This window comes from Pseudomonas sp. Ag1, assembly GCF_000278565.1.
GTDB lineage: Bacteria > Pseudomonadota > Gammaproteobacteria > Pseudomonadales > Pseudomonadaceae > Aquipseudomonas.
In genome coordinates this window covers 26795-44815 of the sequence record NZ_AKVH01000109.1, presented here as the reverse complement: position 1 = coordinate 44815, position 18021 = coordinate 26795, and the positions used below count along the sequence as shown (strand labels likewise).

The 18021-nt window shown below is 62.5% G+C and carries 17 protein-coding genes and 1 riboswitch; of the genes, 14 read left to right on the top strand and 3 right to left on the bottom strand.

Annotated elements, in window-relative coordinates; translation table 11 throughout:
* Nucleotides 1-61 precede the first annotated feature (61 nt).
* The 5 genes from A462_RS07170 (at nucleotide 62) to A462_RS07190 (ending at nucleotide 5492) form a co-directional block, all read left to right on the top strand.
* Nucleotides 62-1342: an OprD family porin gene (locus A462_RS07170; RefSeq protein WP_008437839.1), complete on the top strand. Its 1281-nt coding sequence runs from the start codon at nucleotides 62-64 to the stop codon at nucleotides 1340-1342.
* Between the two features lie 28 nt (nucleotides 1343-1370).
* Nucleotides 1371-2357: a Bug family tripartite tricarboxylate transporter substrate binding protein gene (locus A462_RS07175; protein ID WP_161635736.1), complete on the top strand. Its 987-nt coding sequence runs from the start codon at nucleotides 1371-1373 to the stop codon at nucleotides 2355-2357.
* 130 nt (nucleotides 2358-2487) lie between these two features.
* The gene (locus A462_RS07180; protein ID WP_008437838.1) at nucleotides 2488-2946 is read left to right on the top strand and encodes a tripartite tricarboxylate transporter TctB family protein; all 459 of its coding nucleotides are present in this window, start codon (nucleotides 2488-2490) and stop codon (nucleotides 2944-2946) included.
* Between the two features lies 1 nt (nucleotide 2947).
* Nucleotides 2948-4462: a tripartite tricarboxylate transporter permease gene (locus tag A462_RS07185; protein WP_003212016.1), complete on the top strand. Its 1515-nt coding sequence runs from the start codon at nucleotides 2948-2950 to the stop codon at nucleotides 4460-4462.
* Nucleotides 4455-5492 carry an AbrB family transcriptional regulator gene (locus A462_RS07190; RefSeq protein ID WP_003212018.1) on the top strand — a complete coding sequence of 346 codons (1038 nt, stop codon included), beginning with the start codon at nucleotides 4455-4457 and terminating at the stop codon, nucleotides 5490-5492. The genes A462_RS07185 and A462_RS07190 overlap by 8 nt, the downstream gene beginning before the upstream one ends.
* Before the next feature lie 68 nt (nucleotides 5493-5560).
* Here the strand turns inward: A462_RS07190 and ung are convergent, their stop codons facing one another.
* Nucleotides 5561-6253 (bottom strand): uracil-DNA glycosylase, encoded by a 693-nt coding sequence (gene ung, locus A462_RS07195; protein WP_003212020.1) that lies wholly within the window; start codon nucleotides 6251-6253, stop codon nucleotides 5561-5563.
* A gap of 135 nt (nucleotides 6254-6388) precedes the next feature.
* On the opposite strand from ung, the gene A462_RS07200 reads away from it, so the two are divergent.
* Nucleotides 6389-7501 carry an enoyl-CoA hydratase/isomerase family protein gene (locus A462_RS07200; RefSeq protein WP_008437835.1) on the top strand — a complete coding sequence of 371 codons (1113 nt, stop codon included), beginning with the start codon at nucleotides 6389-6391 and terminating at the stop codon, nucleotides 7499-7501.
* On the opposite strand, the gene A462_RS07205 is transcribed toward A462_RS07200, so the two are convergent.
* A complete protein-coding gene (locus tag A462_RS07205) occupies nucleotides 7495-7944 on the bottom strand; it encodes a DUF3757 domain-containing protein (protein WP_008437833.1) in 450 nt (149 codons plus the stop codon). The genes A462_RS07200 and A462_RS07205 overlap by 7 nt on opposite strands.
* Before the next feature lie 160 nt (nucleotides 7945-8104).
* Nucleotides 8105-8461 carry a hypothetical protein gene (locus tag A462_RS07210; protein WP_003212026.1) on the bottom strand — a complete coding sequence of 119 codons (357 nt, stop codon included), beginning with the start codon at nucleotides 8459-8461 and terminating at the stop codon, nucleotides 8105-8107.
* Between the two features lie 302 nt (nucleotides 8462-8763).
* A riboswitch (guanidine-I (ykkC/yxkD leader) is annotated at nucleotides 8764-8864 on the top strand.
* Between the two features lie 61 nt (nucleotides 8865-8925).
* On the opposite strand from A462_RS07210, the gene A462_RS07215 reads away from it, so the two are divergent.
* The 8 genes from A462_RS07215 to A462_RS07250 all read left to right on the top strand — a co-directional run bounded on the left by A462_RS07215 (nucleotide 8926) and on the right by A462_RS07250 (nucleotide 17871).
* A complete protein-coding gene (locus tag A462_RS07215) occupies nucleotides 8926-9993 on the top strand; it encodes a putative urea ABC transporter substrate-binding protein (protein WP_008437831.1) in 1068 nt (355 codons plus the stop codon).
* 12 nt (nucleotides 9994-10005) lie between these two features.
* Nucleotides 10006-10821, top strand: coding sequence for an ABC transporter permease (locus A462_RS07220; protein WP_003212030.1), 816 nt, complete (start codon nucleotides 10006-10008; stop codon nucleotides 10819-10821).
* Complete coding sequence (locus A462_RS07225) at nucleotides 10818-11582, top strand: ABC transporter ATP-binding protein (RefSeq protein ID WP_008437829.1); 765 nt, start codon at nucleotides 10818-10820, stop codon at nucleotides 11580-11582. Before A462_RS07220 ends, A462_RS07225 begins: the two co-directional genes overlap by 4 nt.
* On the top strand, nucleotides 11579-12304 hold the full coding sequence (locus A462_RS07230; protein WP_008437826.1) for an urea amidolyase associated protein UAAP1: 726 nt from the start codon (nucleotides 11579-11581) through the stop codon (nucleotides 12302-12304). The genes A462_RS07225 and A462_RS07230 overlap by 4 nt, the downstream gene beginning before the upstream one ends.
* A gap of 9 nt (nucleotides 12305-12313) precedes the next feature.
* Entirely contained in the window at nucleotides 12314-12946 is a 633-nt protein-coding gene (locus A462_RS07235; RefSeq protein WP_003212037.1) for an urea amidolyase associated protein UAAP2, read from the top strand.
* Between the two features lie 305 nt (nucleotides 12947-13251).
* A complete protein-coding gene (gene uca, locus A462_RS07240; RefSeq protein ID WP_008437823.1) occupies nucleotides 13252-16893 on the top strand; it encodes an urea carboxylase in 3642 nt (1213 codons plus the stop codon).
* Between the two features lie 73 nt (nucleotides 16894-16966).
* Nucleotides 16967-17179: a cysteine-rich CWC family protein gene (locus tag A462_RS07245; protein WP_008437822.1), complete on the top strand. Its 213-nt coding sequence runs from the start codon at nucleotides 16967-16969 to the stop codon at nucleotides 17177-17179.
* The gene (locus A462_RS07250; RefSeq protein ID WP_003212044.1) at nucleotides 17179-17871 is read left to right on the top strand and encodes a pseudouridine synthase; all 693 of its coding nucleotides are present in this window, start codon (nucleotides 17179-17181) and stop codon (nucleotides 17869-17871) included. The genes A462_RS07245 and A462_RS07250 overlap by 1 nt, the downstream gene beginning before the upstream one ends.
* Nucleotides 17872-18021: the final 150 nt, after the last annotated feature.

The following is an 18021-nucleotide window of genomic DNA, read 5'->3' as shown; positions in this document are numbered from 1 at the left end:
GCCCGAAAAACGCCTCGAAGCGTTTTCGCCAAAATAAGAACAATAACGGAGTACACCCACGATGCTGCGCACACAGCCGCCTGCTCGTTCTTCTCGTATCACCCAGACCGCCCTTGCCAGTGCCGCCGCCCTCGCCGGCTTTTCGCCCGCAGGCCAGGCCGCCTTTTTCGAGGACAGCACCGCCACCCTCGAAACCCGCAACATGTATTTCAACCGCGACTTTCGCGACGGCACCAGCGCACAACAATCCAAGCGCGACGAGTGGGCCCAGGGCTTCATGCTCAACCTGCAGTCGGGCTACACCGACGGTACCGTCGGCTTCGGCGTGGATGCGCTGGGCATGCTCGGGGTCAAGCTCGACTCCAGCCCCGACCGCACCGGCACCGGGCTGTTGCCGACCCACGACGACGGCCGCGCCGCCAACGAATATTCCAAACTCGGCCTGACCGGCAAAGTGAAGATCTCCGCCACCGAGCTGAAGATCGGCGCGCTGATCCCCGAATTGCCGATCCTCAAGCCCAACGACGGGCGCATCCTGCCGCAGACGTTTGAAGGCGGCCTGCTCAGTTCCAGGGAATTCAAGAACCTGGTGTTCACCGGCGGCCGCCTGAACAAGGCCAAGGACCGCGACGACACCAACTACGAAGACATCGGCCTCAACAACAAGAACAGCCGCTTCCTCAGCGGCGCCACCGGCAAGCATTTCGACTTCGGCGGCGTGGACTATAAATTCGCCGACAAGATCACCGGCAGCTACCACTTCGCCCAACTCGACGACGTGTACCGCCAGCATTTCCTCGGCCTCGTGGCCTCGCGCCCGATGGGCCCCGGCACCTTCGGCGCCGACCTGCGCCTGGCCGTCAGTGACGACACCGGCGCGGCGCGCGGCGGCAAGATCGACAACACCTCCCTCAACGGCCTCTTCAGCTATGCCCTCAATGGCCATAAGCTCAGCGCCGGTTACCAGCACATGTCCGGCGACAGCGCCTTTCCCTACGTGGACGGTAGCGATCCTTACCTTGTCAACTTCGTGCAGATCAACGACTTTGCCGGCGCCGAAGAACGCTCCTGGCAGGCCCGCTACGACTACGACTTCGCCAAGCTGGGGATTCCCGGCCTGAGTTTCATGAGCCGTTACCTGTCGGGTGACAACATCAAGCTCAAGAACGGCGAGACCGGCAAGGAGTGGGAACGCAACAGCGAGATCCGCTACGTGGTGCAAAGCGGCACGTTCAAGGACGTGGCCGTGCGTCTGCGCAATGCCACCTACCGTTCCAACTATTCGGCCCGTGATGCGGATGAAGTGCGCCTGCTGGTGAGCTACAGCGTCGCACTCTGGTAACAGCAACCTCATAACAACAATGATGGAGATGAACATGACCCTTTCACTGCGTAAATTTGCCCTGACGGCCAGCTGCATGCTGTTCGCCAGCCAACTGCTGGCCGCCGAGCCCAAGCGCCCGGAGTGCATCGCCCCGGCGTCCCCTGGCGGTGGTTTCGACCTGACCTGCAAACTGGCGCAGAGCGCGCTGGTCAACGAGAAACTGTTGAGCAAGCCGATGCGCGTGACCTACATGCCCGGCGGCGTGGGCGCGGTGGCCTACAACGCCGTCGTGGCGCAGCGTCCGGCCGACGCTGGCACGCTGGTGGCGTGGTCCAGCGGCTCGCTGTTGAACCTGGCCCAGGGCAAATTTGGCCGCTTCGATGAAAGCGCCGTGCGCTGGCTCGCGGCCGTCGGCACCAGCTACGGTGCCATCGCGGTGAAAAGCGATTCGCCCTACAAAAACCTCGACGATCTGGTCAAGGCCCTGAAGAAAGATCCGGGCAGCGTGGTCATCGGTTCCGGCGGCACCGTCGGCAGCCAGGACTGGATGCAAACCGCCCTGATCGCCAAGGCCGCCGGCATCAACCCGCGTGACCTGCGTTACGTGGCACTGGAAGGCGGCGGCGAGATCGCCACCGCCCTGCTTGGCGGCCATATCCAGGTAGGCAGTACCGACATCTCCGACTCCATGCCGCACATCCTCAGTGGTGACATGCGCCTGCTGGCGGTGTTCTCCGACGAACGCCTGGACGAGCCGGAAATGAAGAACATCCCGACCGCCAAGGAACAAGGCTACGACATCGTCTGGCCGGTGGTGCGTGGCTTCTACCTCGGGCCAAAAGTCAGCGACGAAGACTATGCCTGGTGGAAAGACGCCTTCGACAAACTGCTGGCTTCCGAAGAGTTCGCCAAGCTGCGTGACCAGCGCGAGCTGTTCCCGTTCGCCATGACCGGCCCGGAGCTGGACACCTACGTGAAGAAACAGGTGGCTGACTACAAAGTGCTGGCCAAAGAGTTCGGCCTGATCCAGTAATCGCCCCTCTGTGGGAGCGGGCTTGCTCGCGAAAAACTTCAACGATGACGCGTGCTGCCTGTATAAACGCGACGTCCTGGCGTTCTTCGTGAGCAAGCTCGCGCCTACAAGAGTCTCCAAGGAGTTTCCCATGCTCTTACAACGCATTTTCGCCTCAGTGATGTTGCTGGTCTGTGCCGGCCTCGCACTGATGGCCTGGCCATATCAGGCGTCGTTTTCCTACGAGCCGGTAGGGCCTCGGGCCTACCCGCTGCTGATGCTCGGGCTGATGGGCCTGGGCCTGATCTACATGCTGTTTCGTCCACAGCCCACCAAGCACACAGAAGAAGAGCCCGCGCTGGACCGCCAGACCCTGATCAAGATCGGCATCTGCGTCGGGTTGCTGCTGGTGTTTGCCGGCACCTTCGAACCCTTGGGTTTCATCCTCAGCAGCATGCTGATCGGCATTCCGATGGCGCGCCTGTATGGCGGCCGCTGGATGCCCAGCGTGGTGATCGTGACCTTGATGAGCATCGGTCTTTACCTGCTGTTCGACAAGGCCATGGATGTACCGCTGCCGCTCGGCCTGCTTGAAGTTCTGGAGAACTGATATGGATACGTTCAGCTATTTGGGCCAGGGCTTCGGCGTTGCACTGACCCCTTACAACCTGATCACCGCACTGTGCGGCACCTTGATCGGCACCGTGGTCGGCCTGTTGCCGGGCCTTGGGCCGATCAACGGCGTAGCGCTGTTGATCCCCATCGCATTTGCCCTGGGGCTGCCGCCTGAGTCGGCCTTGATCCTGTTGGCGGCCGTGTACCTGGGCTGCGAATACGGCGGGCGCATCAGCTCGATCCTGTTGAACATCCCGGGTGAAGCTTCCACCGTGATGACCACCCTCGACGGCTACCCGATGGCTCGCAAAGGCCTGGCGGGCGTGGCGTTGTCGCTGTCGGCGTGGAGTTCGTTCATCGGTGCGTTTATCGCCACCTGCGGCATGGTGCTGTTCGCCCCGCTGCTGGCCAAATGGGCGATTGCCTTCGGCCCGGCGGAATATTTCGTACTGATGGTGTTTGCCATCGTCTGCCTGGGCGGCATGGCCGGTGACAAGCCGCTGAAGACCTTTGTCGCGGCCTTGATCGGCCTGTTTCTGTCAGCAGTGGGTATCGATGCCAACAGCGGCGTGTACCGCTTCACCGGCGATAACATCCACCTGACCGACGGCATCCAGTTCGTGGTGCTTGTATTGGGCCTGTTCTCCATCAGCGAGATCCTGTTGCTGCTGGAAAAAACCCACCGTGGCCAGGAAGCCGTGAAAGCCACCGGACGCATGATGTTCAACCTGAAGGAAGCTTCCGCGGTATTCGTCGTGAATATTCGCTGCGGCCTGCTGGGTTTCATCATGGGCGTATTGCCGGGCGCGGGTGCCACACTGGCCTCGGCCGTGGCCTACATGACCGAAAAACGCCTGGCCGGTGCCAGCGGTAAATTCGGTCAGGGCGACATGCGCGGCCTGGCGGCTCCGGAAACCGCGATCGGCGCTTCCGCCTGCGGCGCCCTGGTGCCGATGCTGACCCTCGGCGTACCCGGCTCGGGCACCACGGCGGTGATGATCGGCGCCCTGTCGCTGTACAACATCACCCCCGGCCCGCTGCTGTTCCAACAGCAACCGGACATCGTCTGGGGCCTGATCGCCTCGTTGTTTATCGCCAACATCATGCTGGTGATCCTCAACATCCCGATGATCCGCATCTTCACCCGCATCCTTGCCGTGCCGAACTGGGCACTGGTGCCGGTGATCGCCATCATCACTGCGATCGGTGTGTACGCGGTTCACGCCACCACCTTCGACCTGTTCCTGATGGTCGGCATCGGCATCTTCGGCTACATCCTGCGCAAGCTGGATTTCCCGCTCTCGCCGGTGCTGCTGGGCTTTATCCTCGGCGGGTTGATGGAGCAGAACCTGCGTCGTGCGCTGTCGATTTCCAACGGCGAATTGCAGATCCTCTGGTCGAGCCCGATCACCTTCGGCGTGTGGGTACTGACGGCCTTGATGCTGTTGTTCCCGCTCCTGCGCATCTGGCGCAAGCGTTCCCTGCAGCGTCGTGCCGTGGCCGATGTCTGAGGCCACGTTCAGAAACTGGTGGGCAACACCGCTGGTCGGTCTGCTGGGCGGGTATCTCGCCAGCCAGATCGGCTGGCCACTGCCGTACATGGTCGGCTCGTTGCTGGCGATCATCCTGGTGCGCTGCCTGACACCCTGGCAGCTCGCGGAAATTCCCGGCGGCCGCAAATGCGGCCAATGGGTGGTGGGCATCGGCATCGGCCTGCACTTCACCCCGGTGGTGATCGAGCAGGTGATGAGCCACTTCGGCCTGATCTTCTTCGGCGCGCTGGTCACCAGCCTCTCCAGCATTGTGGGTGTGTGGTTGATGCGCCGCAGCGGTGAAGACCGTGCCACAGCGTTTTTCTCGAGCATGCCGGGTGGGTCGGGGGAGATGGTCAACCTCGGCGCACGCAATGGCGCAGTGCTCAGCCGCGTCGCGGCGGGCCAGAGTTTGCGGGTATTGGTGGTGGTGCTCTGTGTGCCGGCGGCGTTCAAGTATTTGCTGGGGGAAGGTGCCCCGCAGTTTCATCCGGCGACGGTGGATTGGACCTGGCTGGCGCTGCTGTTTCCCGTCGGCGCCCTGGTGGCCTGGGGCTGGCAACGCTTGCGTCAGCCAAACCCCTGGCTGTTCGGGCCGCTGCTGGTCAGTGCCGCCGCCAGCATTACCTGGGACTTGCACATCGGGCTGCCCGACGGCGGCAGCCAGATCGGCCAGTGGCTGATCGGCAGCGGCCTGGGCTGCCACTTCAACCGGCAGTTCTTCCGGCGCGCGCCGTTGTTCATGGGACGTACGTTGATCGGTACGGCGTTGACCATGTTGATTGCGACGCTGGCGGCTGTGGGCTTGAGTGCACTCACACATCTGGACCTGCGTTCGCTGACACTGGGCATGATGCCAGGCGGAATTGCGGAAATGAGCCTGACGGCGGAAACCCTGCAACTGTCGGTGCCGTTGGTGACGGCGATGCAGGTGATGCGTTTGTTGTTTGTGCTGTTTCTGGCGGAGCCGTTGTTTCGGCACTGGAACCGGCAGCCAGACAAAATCTGAAGCCCAAGAGACATTCAATTGTAGGAGCTGTCGAGCTTTAGCGAGACAGCTCCTACATTGGAGCTATGTCAAACCGGCGGCAATCGCCACTCGATCGGCGTCTCGCCATTCTGCTCAAGAAACTTGTTGGTGCGGCTGAAATGCCCGCAGCCAATAAACCCTCTATAGGCCGACAACGGCGACGGATGCACCGACGTCAGCACCAGGTGCTTGGTGGCGTCGATCAGCTTCTGCTTGCCCTGCGCATGGGCGCCCCACAGCAAGAACACCAGGTGCGGCTGATGCTCGCTCACCACTTCAATAATCCGATCGGTAAAGAACTGCCAGCCCTTGCCCGCATGGGCGTTGGCATTCGCGCGCTCCACGGTCATGGTGGTGTTGATCATCAGCACGCCCTGGTCGGCCCAGCTTTGCAGGTAGCCGTGGTTGGGAATGTCGATGTTCAGGTCACGCTTGAGTTCTTTGTAGATATTGACCAGCGACGGCGGTGCCGGCACGCCCGGTTGCACCGAGAAGCACAAGCCGTGGGCCTGGCCCGGGCCGTGATACGGGTCCTGGCCGAGGATCACCACCTTGACCTTGTCCAGGGGCGTTGAGTTGAGTGCGTTGAAGATCATCGGGCCGGGTGGATAGATCTCCTTGCCTGCCGCGTGCTCCTGGCGCAGGAATTCCCGCAACTGGGCCATGTACGGCTGGTCGAACTCGTCACGCAGGGCGTGTTTCCAGCTGGGTTCGAGTTTGATACGGTCGTCGGTGGTCATGGTTACGCTGTCTAGTCAAAAGAATGAGGCGAACCCTAGGAAAGCCGACCTTGCTTGTCAATTGATCTGACGCAGATACCGCACTTTCCTGCGAAGCGATCATACTGAACCTTCACTTTCTCGATTGAGGTCATGATGAACCTGCACTTCGAAGAGCTGATTGGCACCGGCGGCGCCCGCGTTGGCATCGCCAGCCTGGACGCGGAAAAATCCCTCAATGCCTTGTCGTTGCCGATGATCCTGGCCCTGAGCGAACGCCTGGACGCCTGGGCCAAAGACCCGCAAATCGTCTGCGTGCTGCTGCGCGGCAATGGCCCCAAGGCTTTTTGCGCCGGTGGCGAAGTGCGCAGCCTGGCCCAGGCCTGCCGTGAACATCCCGGCGAAGTACCGGCGCTGGCCGCGCAATTTTTCGCCGCGGAGTACCGCCTCGACTACCGCCTGCACACCTATCCCAAACCGCTGATCTGCTGGGGCCACGGCTATGTGCTGGGCGGTGGCATGGGCTTGCTGCAAAGCGCCGCCGTGCGCATCGTCACTCCGAGCAGCCGCCTGGCCATGCCGGAAATCAGCATCGGCCTGTACCCGGACGTGGGCGCCAGTTGGTTCCTGTCTCGCCTGCCCGGCAAGTTGGGGTTGTTCCTCGGCCTGACCGGCGCCCATATGAATGGCCGCGACGCCCTGGACCTGGGCCTGGCTGACCGTTTCCTGCTGGATGAACAACAAGACGAACTGCTTGAAGGCCTGCTGCAACTGAACTGGCAGGAACAGACCGACATGCAGCTCAACAGCCTGCTCAAGGCCCTGGCCCAGGAAGCCGCCGGCCAGTTGCCCGAAGCCCAATGGCTGCCGCGCCGTGGGCAGATCGACGAGTGGCTGGACGTGGGGGATGTGCGCTGTGCGTGGCGAGCCTTGAGCCAGTTACGCGATCACACCGACCCGCTGCTCCGCCGCGCAGGCAAGACCCTGAGCGAAGGCTGCCCGCTGACCGCGCACCTGGTGTGGGAACAGATCCAGCGAGCGCGGCACCTGTCCCTGGCCCAGGTGTTCCAGATGGAATACACCTTGAGCCTGAACTGCTGCCGTCACCCGGAATTCAGCGAAGGTGTGCGGGCGCGGTTGATCGACAAGGACCAGCAGCCACACTGGCACTGGCCGGACATCAACTTGATCCCCGAGGCCGTGGTGCAGGCGCACTTCCACAAGGTCTGGGAAGGGCGGCATCCGCTGGCGGACCTGTCTGACTATTGAGCGCCCGTCGGCGCTTTTTTGCCCTCGAACGTGAAGGCACAATTATCGGGTTGGTGGTCGTCGCACTGGAAAATCTGTTGCCCGAAAGCATCGGTGCCCGGTACCCAATGCGTGGTATCTGCCAGCGACATCGCCCCCCCGGCTTGGGCCGTGCCGTACCTCAGGGTGACTGTCTTACCCCTCAGGGTTTTATAAATGCACTTTTCCAGATAGCCATGCTTGCGCTCGTCCTGCTCGCTAGGAGTAAAAAGCGCGCCGACAAAGGTTTCCACGAATTCCCCGTCGCTCATTGCCTGGCTTATCCATGGCGAGTCGCTGTCAGTTCCCTGAAAGTGACCGTCAACGTAGCGTACAGCACTCGGGTAAGGACAGGATTGCGCTGCTGCCAACGTACTGACGCCAAGAAAAGCAAAAAATAACAGGTAGAGCGGGCTGACGTTCATGTCATGGGTTCCATCAGTCGATGCTGGAAGCGATACGCCAAACAGGCGACTGCTCCCAATTAACTACAGGCGTAACCCAGAGGATAGCTGTCAAATATGACAGTGCCGACCAACGGTAAACAAAAACGGCGCCTGAGCGCCGTTTTTCCAATTATTCCTATCAGCGATGACCGCCGCCACGGCCTCCACCCTGACCACCACCCTGGCCATGTCCGCCACCATTACCCCAGTGACTGTTGCCCCAACCCTGGTTTGGGTAAGGCCGATAACCCGCGCGCGGCCCCGCAGGATAATAGCGCGGCGCCGGCTGGTAATAACGCGGCGACGGGTAATAACGCTGCGGTGGCGGGTAGTAACCCTGGCGGTAATGGTAATACGGGCCGCCGCCGTAGTAATACGCCGGCGCGGGCGCCGTGTAGACCTCGGAACCGTAGTAGGCCTGGCCGCCACCGTAATAAGGCGCGCACGCAGAAAGGGTCAAGCCGAGCAAAGCGATGAGAAGCAGTCGACGATACATGGCGGCCTCCTGGACCGCGGAAGAGCACACCCAGCGACGCTGGGGGGCGGCAAACAGCTTTCACTGCCTGACGAAATATCTGACATCAAAAACGGAATCTGGTGCGATTTAGACATAGATTGATACATCTGCCGGTCGCCTCATTGCAGTGCAACCCCGCACCACCACGACGCATATTCACCGCACGTTTCGCCCTCTTCCTCGCGCCAACCCGCGCCATTACTGCACCCGTGCCACTTGGCACGACTCTCGCTTTACCTCTCCCGTGCAGGAGTCATCACAGGTTCGCGGCACCACAATTTGCAATGGCTGACTAGGGTTCCGGCTCGCTAAGGCGAGTGGCTGGTCCGAGAGTCGGCGACCTCCAGTTGAGGTTACACGGCGGGATAAAAGCCCGGGAGACAAGCCACCGTTCACGGTGCCGCGTTGCTCCTGCTCGCCCTTGATCAACTGGAGAAGCATCCATGCCCTCGATACGTTTACCCGCCCTGCTCGCCGCCGCCTTCGCCGCCGTCGTGAGTTTTTCCGCCCAAGCCGCCCCCAAAGACCATTTCAGCGTGTGCTGGACGATCTATGCCGGCTGGATGCCGTGGGAATACGCCGGCAGCCAAGGCATCCTCGACAAGTGGGCCAAGAAGTACGGCATCAAGATCGACATGGTGCAGCTCAATGACTACGTCGAATCCATCAACCAGTACACCGCCGGCCAGTTCGACGGCTGCACCATGACCAACATGGACGCCCTGACCATTCCCGCGGCCGGCGGCGTGGACAGCACCGCGCTGGTGGTCAGCGACTTCTCCAATGGCAACGATGGCGTGGTCATCAAAGGTGAAGGCAAGACCGTCGCCGACCTCAAGGGCATGAACGTCAACCTGGTGGAACTCTCCGTGTCCCACTATCTGCTGGCCCGCGCCCTGGAGTCGGCCAACCTCAGCGAAAAAGACCTGAAAGTGGTCAACACCTCCGACGCCGACATCGCCGCCGCCTTCAACACCGACCAGGTCAAGGCCGTCACCACCTGGAACCCGATGCTCTCGGAGATCAAGGCCAAGCCCGGTGTCACCGAAGTGTTCGACTCCAGCAAAGTGCCCGGCGAAATCATGGACATGATGGTGGTCAACACCCAGACCCTCAAGGACAACCCCAAGCTGGGCAAAGCGTTGACCGGCGCCTGGTTTGAAGTGGTGGCGCTGATGAACGCGAAAAACGCCGCCAGCACCGACGCCCTGGAGCACATGGCCAAGGCCTCCGGCACCGACCTCAAGGGCTTCCAGTCGCAACTGGACACCACCAAGCTGTTCGCCACGCCCAAGGAAGCCCTGGCCTTTGCCACCAGCGCGCAGTTGCCCGCCACCATGGACAAAGTCGCCGAGTTCTCGTTTAAACACGGCCTGCTGGGTGAAGGTGCCAAGGACACCAACGCCGTGGGCATGAGCTTCGCCAATGGCGTGACCCGCGGCGACACCGCCAACCTCAAGCTGCATTTCGACCCCAGCTACGTACAGATGGCCGCCGACGGCACGCTGTAAGAGGACGCGGCCATGCGCCTGATCAACCGTCACCCGGAACGCTCCAGTCGCCTGCTGTTGGTGCTGCTGCCCTTCGCCCTGCTGCTGTTCGCCTACTTCGTGGGCTCGGCCGAGCGCCTGGCAGACAACCCCAACGACAAGCTGCTGCCCAGCGCCGCACAAATGGGCGACGCAGTGAAACGCCTGGCCTTCAGCGCCGACACTCGCACCGGTGAATACGTGCTGTGGCAAGACAGCGCCTCAAGCCTGCGCCGCCTGGCGATCGGCCTGGGCATCAGCGCCCTCGCCGGCCTGTGCCTGGGCATTGCAGCCGGCACCTTGCCGCTGTTTGGCGCACCGTTGTCCCCCTTGCTGACGGTGCTGTCGATGGTGCCGCCGCTGGCGATCCTGCCGATCCTGTTCATCGTGTTCGGGCTGGGGGAATTATCGAAAGTGATGCTGATCGTGATCGGTATCACCCCGGCCCTGGCGCGGGACCTGGAACAGCGGGCACGGGAAATTCCCGTGGAGTTGCTGGTGAAGGCGCAGACCCTCGGCGCCTCCACCTGGACCCTGATGCTGCGGGTGGTGCTGCCGCAATTGCTGCCACGCTTGCTGATCTCCCTGCGCTTGATGCTCGGCTCGGCGTGGCTGTTCCTGATTGCAGCCGAAGCCATCGCCTCCACCGACGGTTTGGGTTACCGGATCTTCCTGGTGCGCCGCTACCTGGCGATGGACGTGATCCTGCCCTACGTGGTGTGGATCACCCTGCTGGCCTGGCTGATGGACTGGGGCCTCAAGGCCCTGACGCGGCGCGCGTTCCCCTGGTACGAAGGAGCGCGGGCATGAGCTTTATCAACGTCAACAATGTGTGGCAGCGCTATGGCGACCAGGTGGTATTGGAGCGCCTGAACCTGCACGTGGCTGAAGGCGAATTCTGCACCCTGGTCGGCACCTCCGGTTGCGGCAAATCGACCTTCCTGCGCCTGCTGCTGGGGCAGGAAACCGCCAGCCATGGCGAGATCCTGCTGGACGGTAAACCGCTCGCCGCCGAACCCGACGCCAGCCGTGGCGTGGTGTTCCAGCGCTACTCGGTGTTCCCGCATCTGACGGTGCTGGACAACGTTGCGCTGGGCCTTGAGTTGCCACGTTCAGCGTTGCTCGGCCGCCTGTTCGGCAGCGCGAAAAAACAGGCCCGGGAACAGGCCGCAGCCCTGCTGCATAAAGTCGGTTTGGGCCATGCCCTGGACAAGTACCCGGCGGAGCTTTCCGGCGGTATGCAGCAGCGGCTGGCCATCGCCCAGGCGCTGATCATGAAGCCCCGCGTGTTGCTGCTGGACGAACCCTTCGGCGCCCTCGACCCGGGCATTCGCAAAGACATGCACCTGCTGTTGCTGGAGCTGTGGCGCGAAACCAGGCTGACGGTGTTCATGGTCACCCACGACCTCAGCGAAGGCTTCAGCCTCGGCACCCGCTTGCTGGTGTTCGACAAGGTGCGCCTCGACCCCCACGCCCCCGGCGCCTACGGCGCCCGCATCACCTACGACATCCCTTTGAACAGCGAGCGCCGCAAGGCGATCGCCGCCGAACTTGGAGCCACTTCCAAATGACCGACTCAACTCAATTGTTCCCACCCTTCGCCGAGGAAATGCTCCCCGGCGGCGGCCACCGTTCCTTTGTGCTCAAGCGCGGCCAACTGCTGCGCCTCACCGACATTCGCGGCGGCGCCAACGTCAGTTTGACCCTGCTCAATGCCAATGAAAAAACCGAGCGCCTGAACCTGCCCGACAGCCTCAAATGCCAACACACCGCCAAGCTCACCAGCAGCCATTGCCTGTACTCGGACATGGGCCGCGTGCTGGCTGCCATCACCGCCGACACCTGCGGCTGGAGTGACAGCATCGGCGGCGCGTCATGCGCCTCCGAGGTCGCGGAAAAATACGGCAAAGGCCGCTATCAAGAGCTGCGCAACGGCTTCTACCGCAACGGCACCGACAACCTGCTGGTGGAACTGGGCAAGTGGGGCCTGGGGCTGTCCGACCTGCTGATGACCCTCAATCTGTTCAGCAAAGTCACGGTAGATGAAGCTGGCAGCCTGCACTTTGTCCCCGGTCACTCCAAGGCCGGCGACTACATCGAACTCTACGCACCGATGGACACACTGGTGGTGCTCACCGCGCTGCAACATCCCATGGACCCCAACCCCGAGTACGCGCCGCAGCCGCTGAAACTCAGCTGGATGAACGCCGACCCAAGCGTCGCCGAACACTGCCGTACCTCGCGCCCGGAAAACGAGCGCGGCTTTATCAACACCGACCGTCTGTTCGCCTGAGGACCTGCCATGTCTATCGCACTCGCCAAACAACCGGACGCGGCCGTGTACCGCGCGACCATTCCCGCCGGCGAACCCTGGCTGATGGAAGTCAAGGCCGGCCAGACCCTGCGCATCCTCGACCTTGAGGGCAACCAGGCGGTCGACACGCTGTTCTACAGCCTGAAAAACCCCAGGGAACGCTACGACGTGCAGCGCACCCTGCGTCGGCAAAACAGCGTGTACCTGAGCACCGGCAGCGTGCTGTATTCCAACCTCGGCCAGCCAATGCTGACCATCGTCGACGACACCTGCGGACGCCACGACACCCTTGGCGGCGCCTGCGCCCAAGAGAGCAACACCGTGCGCTACGCCCTGGAAAAACGCTACATGCACAGCTGCCGCGACAACTACCTGCGGGCCTGCGCCCACGATGGCCGGCTGGGTAAAAGCGACATCGGGCCGAACATCAATTTCTTCATGAACGTGCCGGTGACCGCCGATGGCGGGTTGACCTTCGAGGACGGGATTTCCGCCCCCGGCAAGTACGTCGACCTGCGGGCCGAGATGGACGTGATCGTACTGATCTCCAACTGCCCGCAACTGAACAACCCGTGCAACGGCTACAACCCAACCCCTGCGGAGTTACTGGTATGGAACTGAAGATCAAGCGGTTGCGCCAGTGGTTGTTCGCCCTGTGCCAGGCCCGCGCCGGGCAGTGCCTGCGAAAACGCTGAAGATCAACTGTGGAAGATGACCTGTAGGAGCTGGCTTGCCTGCGATAGCGGTGGATCAGCCAACATATGGGGTGACTGATCCTCCGCCATCGCGGGCAAGCCCGGCTCCCACAGTTGATCTCCATTGGTGTTGAAATTTGCGCTGCGGACGACCGTAGCGCCATCCACATTTGCGGGACGGCCCGCATCCCAGGACAAGGCCGAGCACTCATCGGCCTGCGGGGTTTTGCCATGTTCGAAAAACTGTTGATCGCCAACCGTGGCGCCATCGCCTGCCGCATCCTGCGCACCTTGCGTGAGCTTTCGGTCAAAGGCGTGGCGGTGTATTCCGAAGCCGATGCCGCGAGCCTGCATATCCAACAAGCGGATGAGGCCTACAGCCTGGGCGAAGGCGCGGCGGCCGGCACCTATTTGTCGGTGGAGAAAATCCTCGCCACGGCCAAGGCCTGTGGCGCCACCGCGATTCATCCCGGCTATGGCTTTCTATCGGAAAACGCCGCCTTCGCCGAAGCCTGCGAAACAGCAGGCATCGCCTTCGTCGGCCCGACGCCGGAACAGCTGCGGGTATTCGGCCTCAAGCACACCGCGCGCGCGTTGGCCAGGCAGCACAACATCCCGCTGCTGGAAGGCACCGAGCTGCTCAACAGCCTCGACGCCGCACTACTGGCCGGGGAAACCGTGGGCTATCCGATCATGCTTAAAAGCACCGCCGGTGGTGGCGGGATCGGCATGCGCGTGTGCCACAGCGCCGATGAATTGCGCGACTGTTTCGAGGCGGTGAAACGCCTGGGCCAGAACAATTTCAGCGATGCCGGTGTGTTTATCGAGAAGTACATCCAGCACGCCCGGCACCTGGAAGTGCAGGTGTTTGGTGACGGCTGCGGCGAGGTGATCGCCCTCGGCGTGCGCGACTGTTCGGTGCAGCGGCGCAACCAGAAAGTGCTTGAAGAAACCCCGGCGCCGAACCTGCCCGACGGCATGGCGGATGAGCTGTGCCGTGCCGCCATCACCCTGGCCAAGGCAGTGGATTACCGTAGCGCCGGCACCGTGGAATTTATCTTTGATAGCGCCGATGGCCGCTTCTATTTTCTGGAAGTGAACACCCGGTTGCAGGTGGAACATGGCGTCACCGAGCAAGTGTGGGGCGTGGACCTGGTGCGCTGGATGGTGCAATTGGCCGCCGGGGAAATGCCGCCATTGCGGGAACTGCAACTGAAGCCTCACGGCCACGCGATTCAGGCACGCCTGTACGCCGAAGATCCGGGCCGGGAGTTTCAGCCAAGCCCGGGGCTTTTGACGTATGTGGACTTCCCGGTCGCTGAAGGCCTGCGCATCGACACGTGGGTGGAGGCCGGTTGCGAGATTCCGCCCTACTTCGACCCGATGATCGCCAAGCTCATCACCTGGGCGCCGACCCGCGAACAGGCACGCCTGGATTTGCATCAAGCCCTGAGCAACAGCCAACTGTACGGCGTGGAAACCAACCGCGATTATCTGCGCCAGATTCTGCTCGCTACACCGTTCGCCAGTGGCCATCCGTGGACGCGCTGCCTTGAAGATTTGGTGTACCACGCCAACACGTTTGAAGTGCTCAGCGCCGGCACGCAAACCAGTGTGCAGGACTATCCGGGGCGCCTCGGTTACTGGGCCGTAGGCGTGCCGCCGTCGGGGCCGATGGACAGTCGCGCGCTGCGCCTGGGCAATCGCCTGCTGGGCAATGCCGAGGGCACCGCTGCGCTGGAAATCACCATGAGCGGGCCGTTGCTGCGCTTCAATTGTGCGGCGGTGGTGGCGGTGACGGGTGCAGACATTGTGCTGCGCTTGAATGATGAAGCGGTACCGATGAACACCGCGTTGCTGATCCCGGCGGGCGCAACCTTGAGCCTGGGCACCATCGCCGGGGCCGGAGCTCGCAGCTACCTTTGCGTGCGCGGCGGGCTGCAGGTTCCGGATTATCTGGGAAGCAAAAGTACCTTCACCCTTGGCCAGTTTGGTGGGCATGGCGGGCGGGCTTTGCGGGCAGGTGATGTGTTGCACTTACTGCCGTTGGAGGATGTCAGTTGCGGCAATACGCTAGTGCCTGAACCGCTTGGCGAGGTGCGAACACTGCGGGTGATCTACGGCCCCCACGGCGCGCCGGAATACTTCAAGCCCGAGTACATCGAGACGTTCTTTGCCACCCAGTGGGAAGTGCATTTCAACTCCAGCCGCACGGGTGTGAGGTTGATCGGGCCGAAGCCTCTGTGGGCGCGTACGGATGGCGGTGAGGCGGGGTTGCATCCGTCGAATATTCACGACAATCCGTATGCGATCGGTGCGGTGGATTTTACCGGGGACATGCCGGTGATCCTCGGCCCCGACGGCCCGAGCCTGGGTGGGTTTGTATGCCCGGTGACGGTGATCGAGGCGGACTTGTGGCAGTTGGGCCAGCTCAAGGCGGGTGACAAAATCTGCTTCACCCCCGTCGACATCAAGACTGCCCGCGACCTCGCCTTGAAATGGGATCGTTCCCACGCTCTGCGTGGGAATGCCGCCTGGGACGCTCCGCGTCCCGCTGTCGACGCAATGACGCAGAGCGTCACAGGATGCATTCCCACGCAGAGCGTGGGAACGATCAGGTCGCCTGTTGTTCTGGACGTCGGCCAGGCCGACACCCGCCTCGTCGCCCGCCTCGCCGGCGACACCCACCTGCTCCTGGAAATCGGCGCCCCGGAACTCGACCTGGTGCTGCGCTTTCGCGCCCACGCCCTGATGCAAGCCCTCGAAGCACAAGCCCTGCACGGCGTCATCGACCTGACACCCGGCATCCGCTCCCTGCAAATCCACTACCAGCCCGAACAACTTACCCTCGCCGACCTCCTGGCGCTGATCACCGCCGAATGGCACGCCGTCTGCGCCAGCCAAAACCTGCAAGTGCCGTCGCGCATCGTCCACCTGCCACTGTCCTGGGACGACCCGGCCTGCCAACTGGCGATCGAAAAATACATGACCACCGTGCGCAAGGATGCCCCGTGGTGCCCGAGCAACCTGGAGTTCATCCGCCGCATCAACGACCTGGCCAACCTCGACGAAGTGCGCCACACCGTGTTCGATGCCAGCTACCTGGTGATGGGCCTGGGCGACGTCTACCTCGGCGCGCCCGTGGCCACGCCGCTGGACCCGCGTCACCGCCTGGTCACCACCAAGTACAACCCGGCACGCACCTGGACCGCCGAAAACTCCGTGGGCATCGGTGGCGCCTACCTGTGCGTCTACGGCATGGAAGGCCCCGGCGGTTATCAGTTCGTCGGGCGTACCTTGCAGATGTGGAACCGCTACCGGGAAGTGGCCGCGTTCGATGGCAAACCCTGGTTGCTGCGCTTCTTCGACCAGATCCGCTTTTACCCGGTGAGCGCCGATGAGCTGGTGCAGATTCGCAGGGATTTCCCCCTTGGGCGGTTTGAACTGAACATCGAACACAGCCAGTTGAACCTGACGGATTACCAGGCCTTTCTCGCGCAGGAAGCCGAAAGCATCGGCGCGTTTCGCGGGCAACAGCAGCGCGCGTTCAACGCCGAACGCGAACGCTGGATCGCCAGCGGCCAGGCGCATTTCGACAGCGAGGAACTCGCCGCACCACAGGGCGCAGACACGCCCTTGCAGGCCAACGAATACAGCATCGACAGCCACATCGCCGGCAATCTCTGGCAAGTGCAGGTGAGCGCTGGCGAACGCGTGGCGGCGGGGGATGTGCTGGTGATCCTGGAGTCGATGAAAATGGAAATCCCGGTAGTCGCACCGTTCGCCGGCACCGTGCGGGAAATTCCGGTGCAGCCCGGCAGCGGCATTGGCGCAGGCCAACGGGTGGTGGTGCTGGAGCGTGATTTGCAATAACGCGGCGGGGCTGTATCGTGCAAGGCACACCGGGTTTCACCGGGACCTTGTCCGATACAGCCTGAACCGACCGATGACCACGCCAACCCTCTGCCCCGCCTGCGGCGCCCGCAACGATTGCGTCCTGGCCGACCCGCGCACTGCCGACCAGGCGTGCTGGTGCTATTCCGTCAGCATCGACCCCGCAGTGCTCGAAGCCTTGCCGGCGGAACTGCGCAATAAAGCCTGCCTGTGCCCGCGTTGTGCTCAGGTGGACGAACAACTGCGCGGCAACGAGCGGTCGTAATGCGCGTAGATCGTTTCCTCAGCAACCTGCCGCGTTTCAACCGTAAACAGGTTCGCCTGTTGCTGGTGGAGCGACGGATCAGCGTCGACGGCCAGGCCACCAGCGATCCGCACCACCCGGTAAGCGAGTTCAGCCGTGTGTTGCTGGATGACGAAGTGCTGCAAGCCGGCAAACCCGCGCGTTACTTCATGCTGCACAAACCCCAGGGCTGCGTCAGCGCCACGTCCGACCCGCAACACCCCACGGTGCTCGACCTGCTGGATGAACCTGACAAGCACGAGCTGCACATCGCCGGTCGTCTGGATTTCAACACCACCGGCCTGATGCTGATCACCAACGACGGCCAGTGGTCGCGCCGCCTGACCCAGCCGCAAACCAAACTGCCCAAGGTCTACTACGTCGAGACCGAGCAGGACATCGGCCCGCAATACGCGGCCACCTTCGCCGCCGGCCTGTACTTCGCCTTTGAAGACCTCACCACCCAACCGGCGGAACTGGAACTATTGGGCCCCAGAACGGCGCGCCTGAGCATCATTGAAGGGCGTTATCACCAGGTGAAGCGCATGTTCGGGCACTTCGACAACAAAGTGATACGCCTGCACCGCGAACGCATGGGACCGCTGGAGTTGGACGCAGCCCTTGCGCCAGGCCATTACCGGGCGCTTACAGAGGCTGAAATCCAACAGGTCTGATGACCGTTCAGCCGATGATGGCAAAAACCCACGCCATCGACTGGCGAACTGGCATCCCTGATGCTTGAATCAACCCAGCCAGCCGCAATCTGACTGGCGAGTCACCCCTACCTACAAGAAACACTTTGCCCGTCCGCACGCTTGACCTGC

Coding starts and splice junctions, on each gene's coding strand:
- A462_RS07170 (WP_008437839.1), top strand. CDS start 62: ATGCTGCGCACACAGCCGCCTGCTCGTTCTTCTCGTATCACCCAGACC.
- A462_RS07175 (WP_161635736.1), top strand. CDS start 1,371: ATGAACATGACCCTTTCACTGCGTAAATTTGCCCTGACGGCCAGCTGC.
- A462_RS07180 (WP_008437838.1), top strand. CDS start 2,488: ATGCTCTTACAACGCATTTTCGCCTCAGTGATGTTGCTGGTCTGTGCC.
- A462_RS07185 (WP_003212016.1), top strand. CDS start 2,948: ATGGATACGTTCAGCTATTTGGGCCAGGGCTTCGGCGTTGCACTGACC.
- A462_RS07190 (WP_003212018.1), top strand. CDS start 4,455: ATGTCTGAGGCCACGTTCAGAAACTGGTGGGCAACACCGCTGGTCGGT.
- ung (WP_003212020.1), bottom strand. CDS start 6,253: ATGACCACCGACGACCGTATCAAACTCGAACCCAGCTGGAAACACGCC.
- A462_RS07200 (WP_008437835.1), top strand. CDS start 6,389: ATGAACCTGCACTTCGAAGAGCTGATTGGCACCGGCGGCGCCCGCGTT.
- A462_RS07205 (WP_008437833.1), bottom strand. CDS start 7,944: ATGAACGTCAGCCCGCTCTACCTGTTATTTTTTGCTTTTCTTGGCGTC.
- A462_RS07210 (WP_003212026.1), bottom strand. CDS start 8,461: ATGTATCGTCGACTGCTTCTCATCGCTTTGCTCGGCTTGACCCTTTCT.
- A462_RS07215 (WP_008437831.1), top strand. CDS start 8,926: ATGCCCTCGATACGTTTACCCGCCCTGCTCGCCGCCGCCTTCGCCGCC.
- A462_RS07220 (WP_003212030.1), top strand. CDS start 10,006: ATGCGCCTGATCAACCGTCACCCGGAACGCTCCAGTCGCCTGCTGTTG.
- A462_RS07225 (WP_008437829.1), top strand. CDS start 10,818: ATGAGCTTTATCAACGTCAACAATGTGTGGCAGCGCTATGGCGACCAG.
- A462_RS07230 (WP_008437826.1), top strand. CDS start 11,579: ATGACCGACTCAACTCAATTGTTCCCACCCTTCGCCGAGGAAATGCTC.
- A462_RS07235 (WP_003212037.1), top strand. CDS start 12,314: ATGTCTATCGCACTCGCCAAACAACCGGACGCGGCCGTGTACCGCGCG.
- uca (WP_008437823.1), top strand. CDS start 13,252: ATGTTCGAAAAACTGTTGATCGCCAACCGTGGCGCCATCGCCTGCCGC.
- A462_RS07245 (WP_008437822.1), top strand. CDS start 16,967: ATGACCACGCCAACCCTCTGCCCCGCCTGCGGCGCCCGCAACGATTGC.
- A462_RS07250 (WP_003212044.1), top strand. CDS start 17,179: ATGCGCGTAGATCGTTTCCTCAGCAACCTGCCGCGTTTCAACCGTAAA.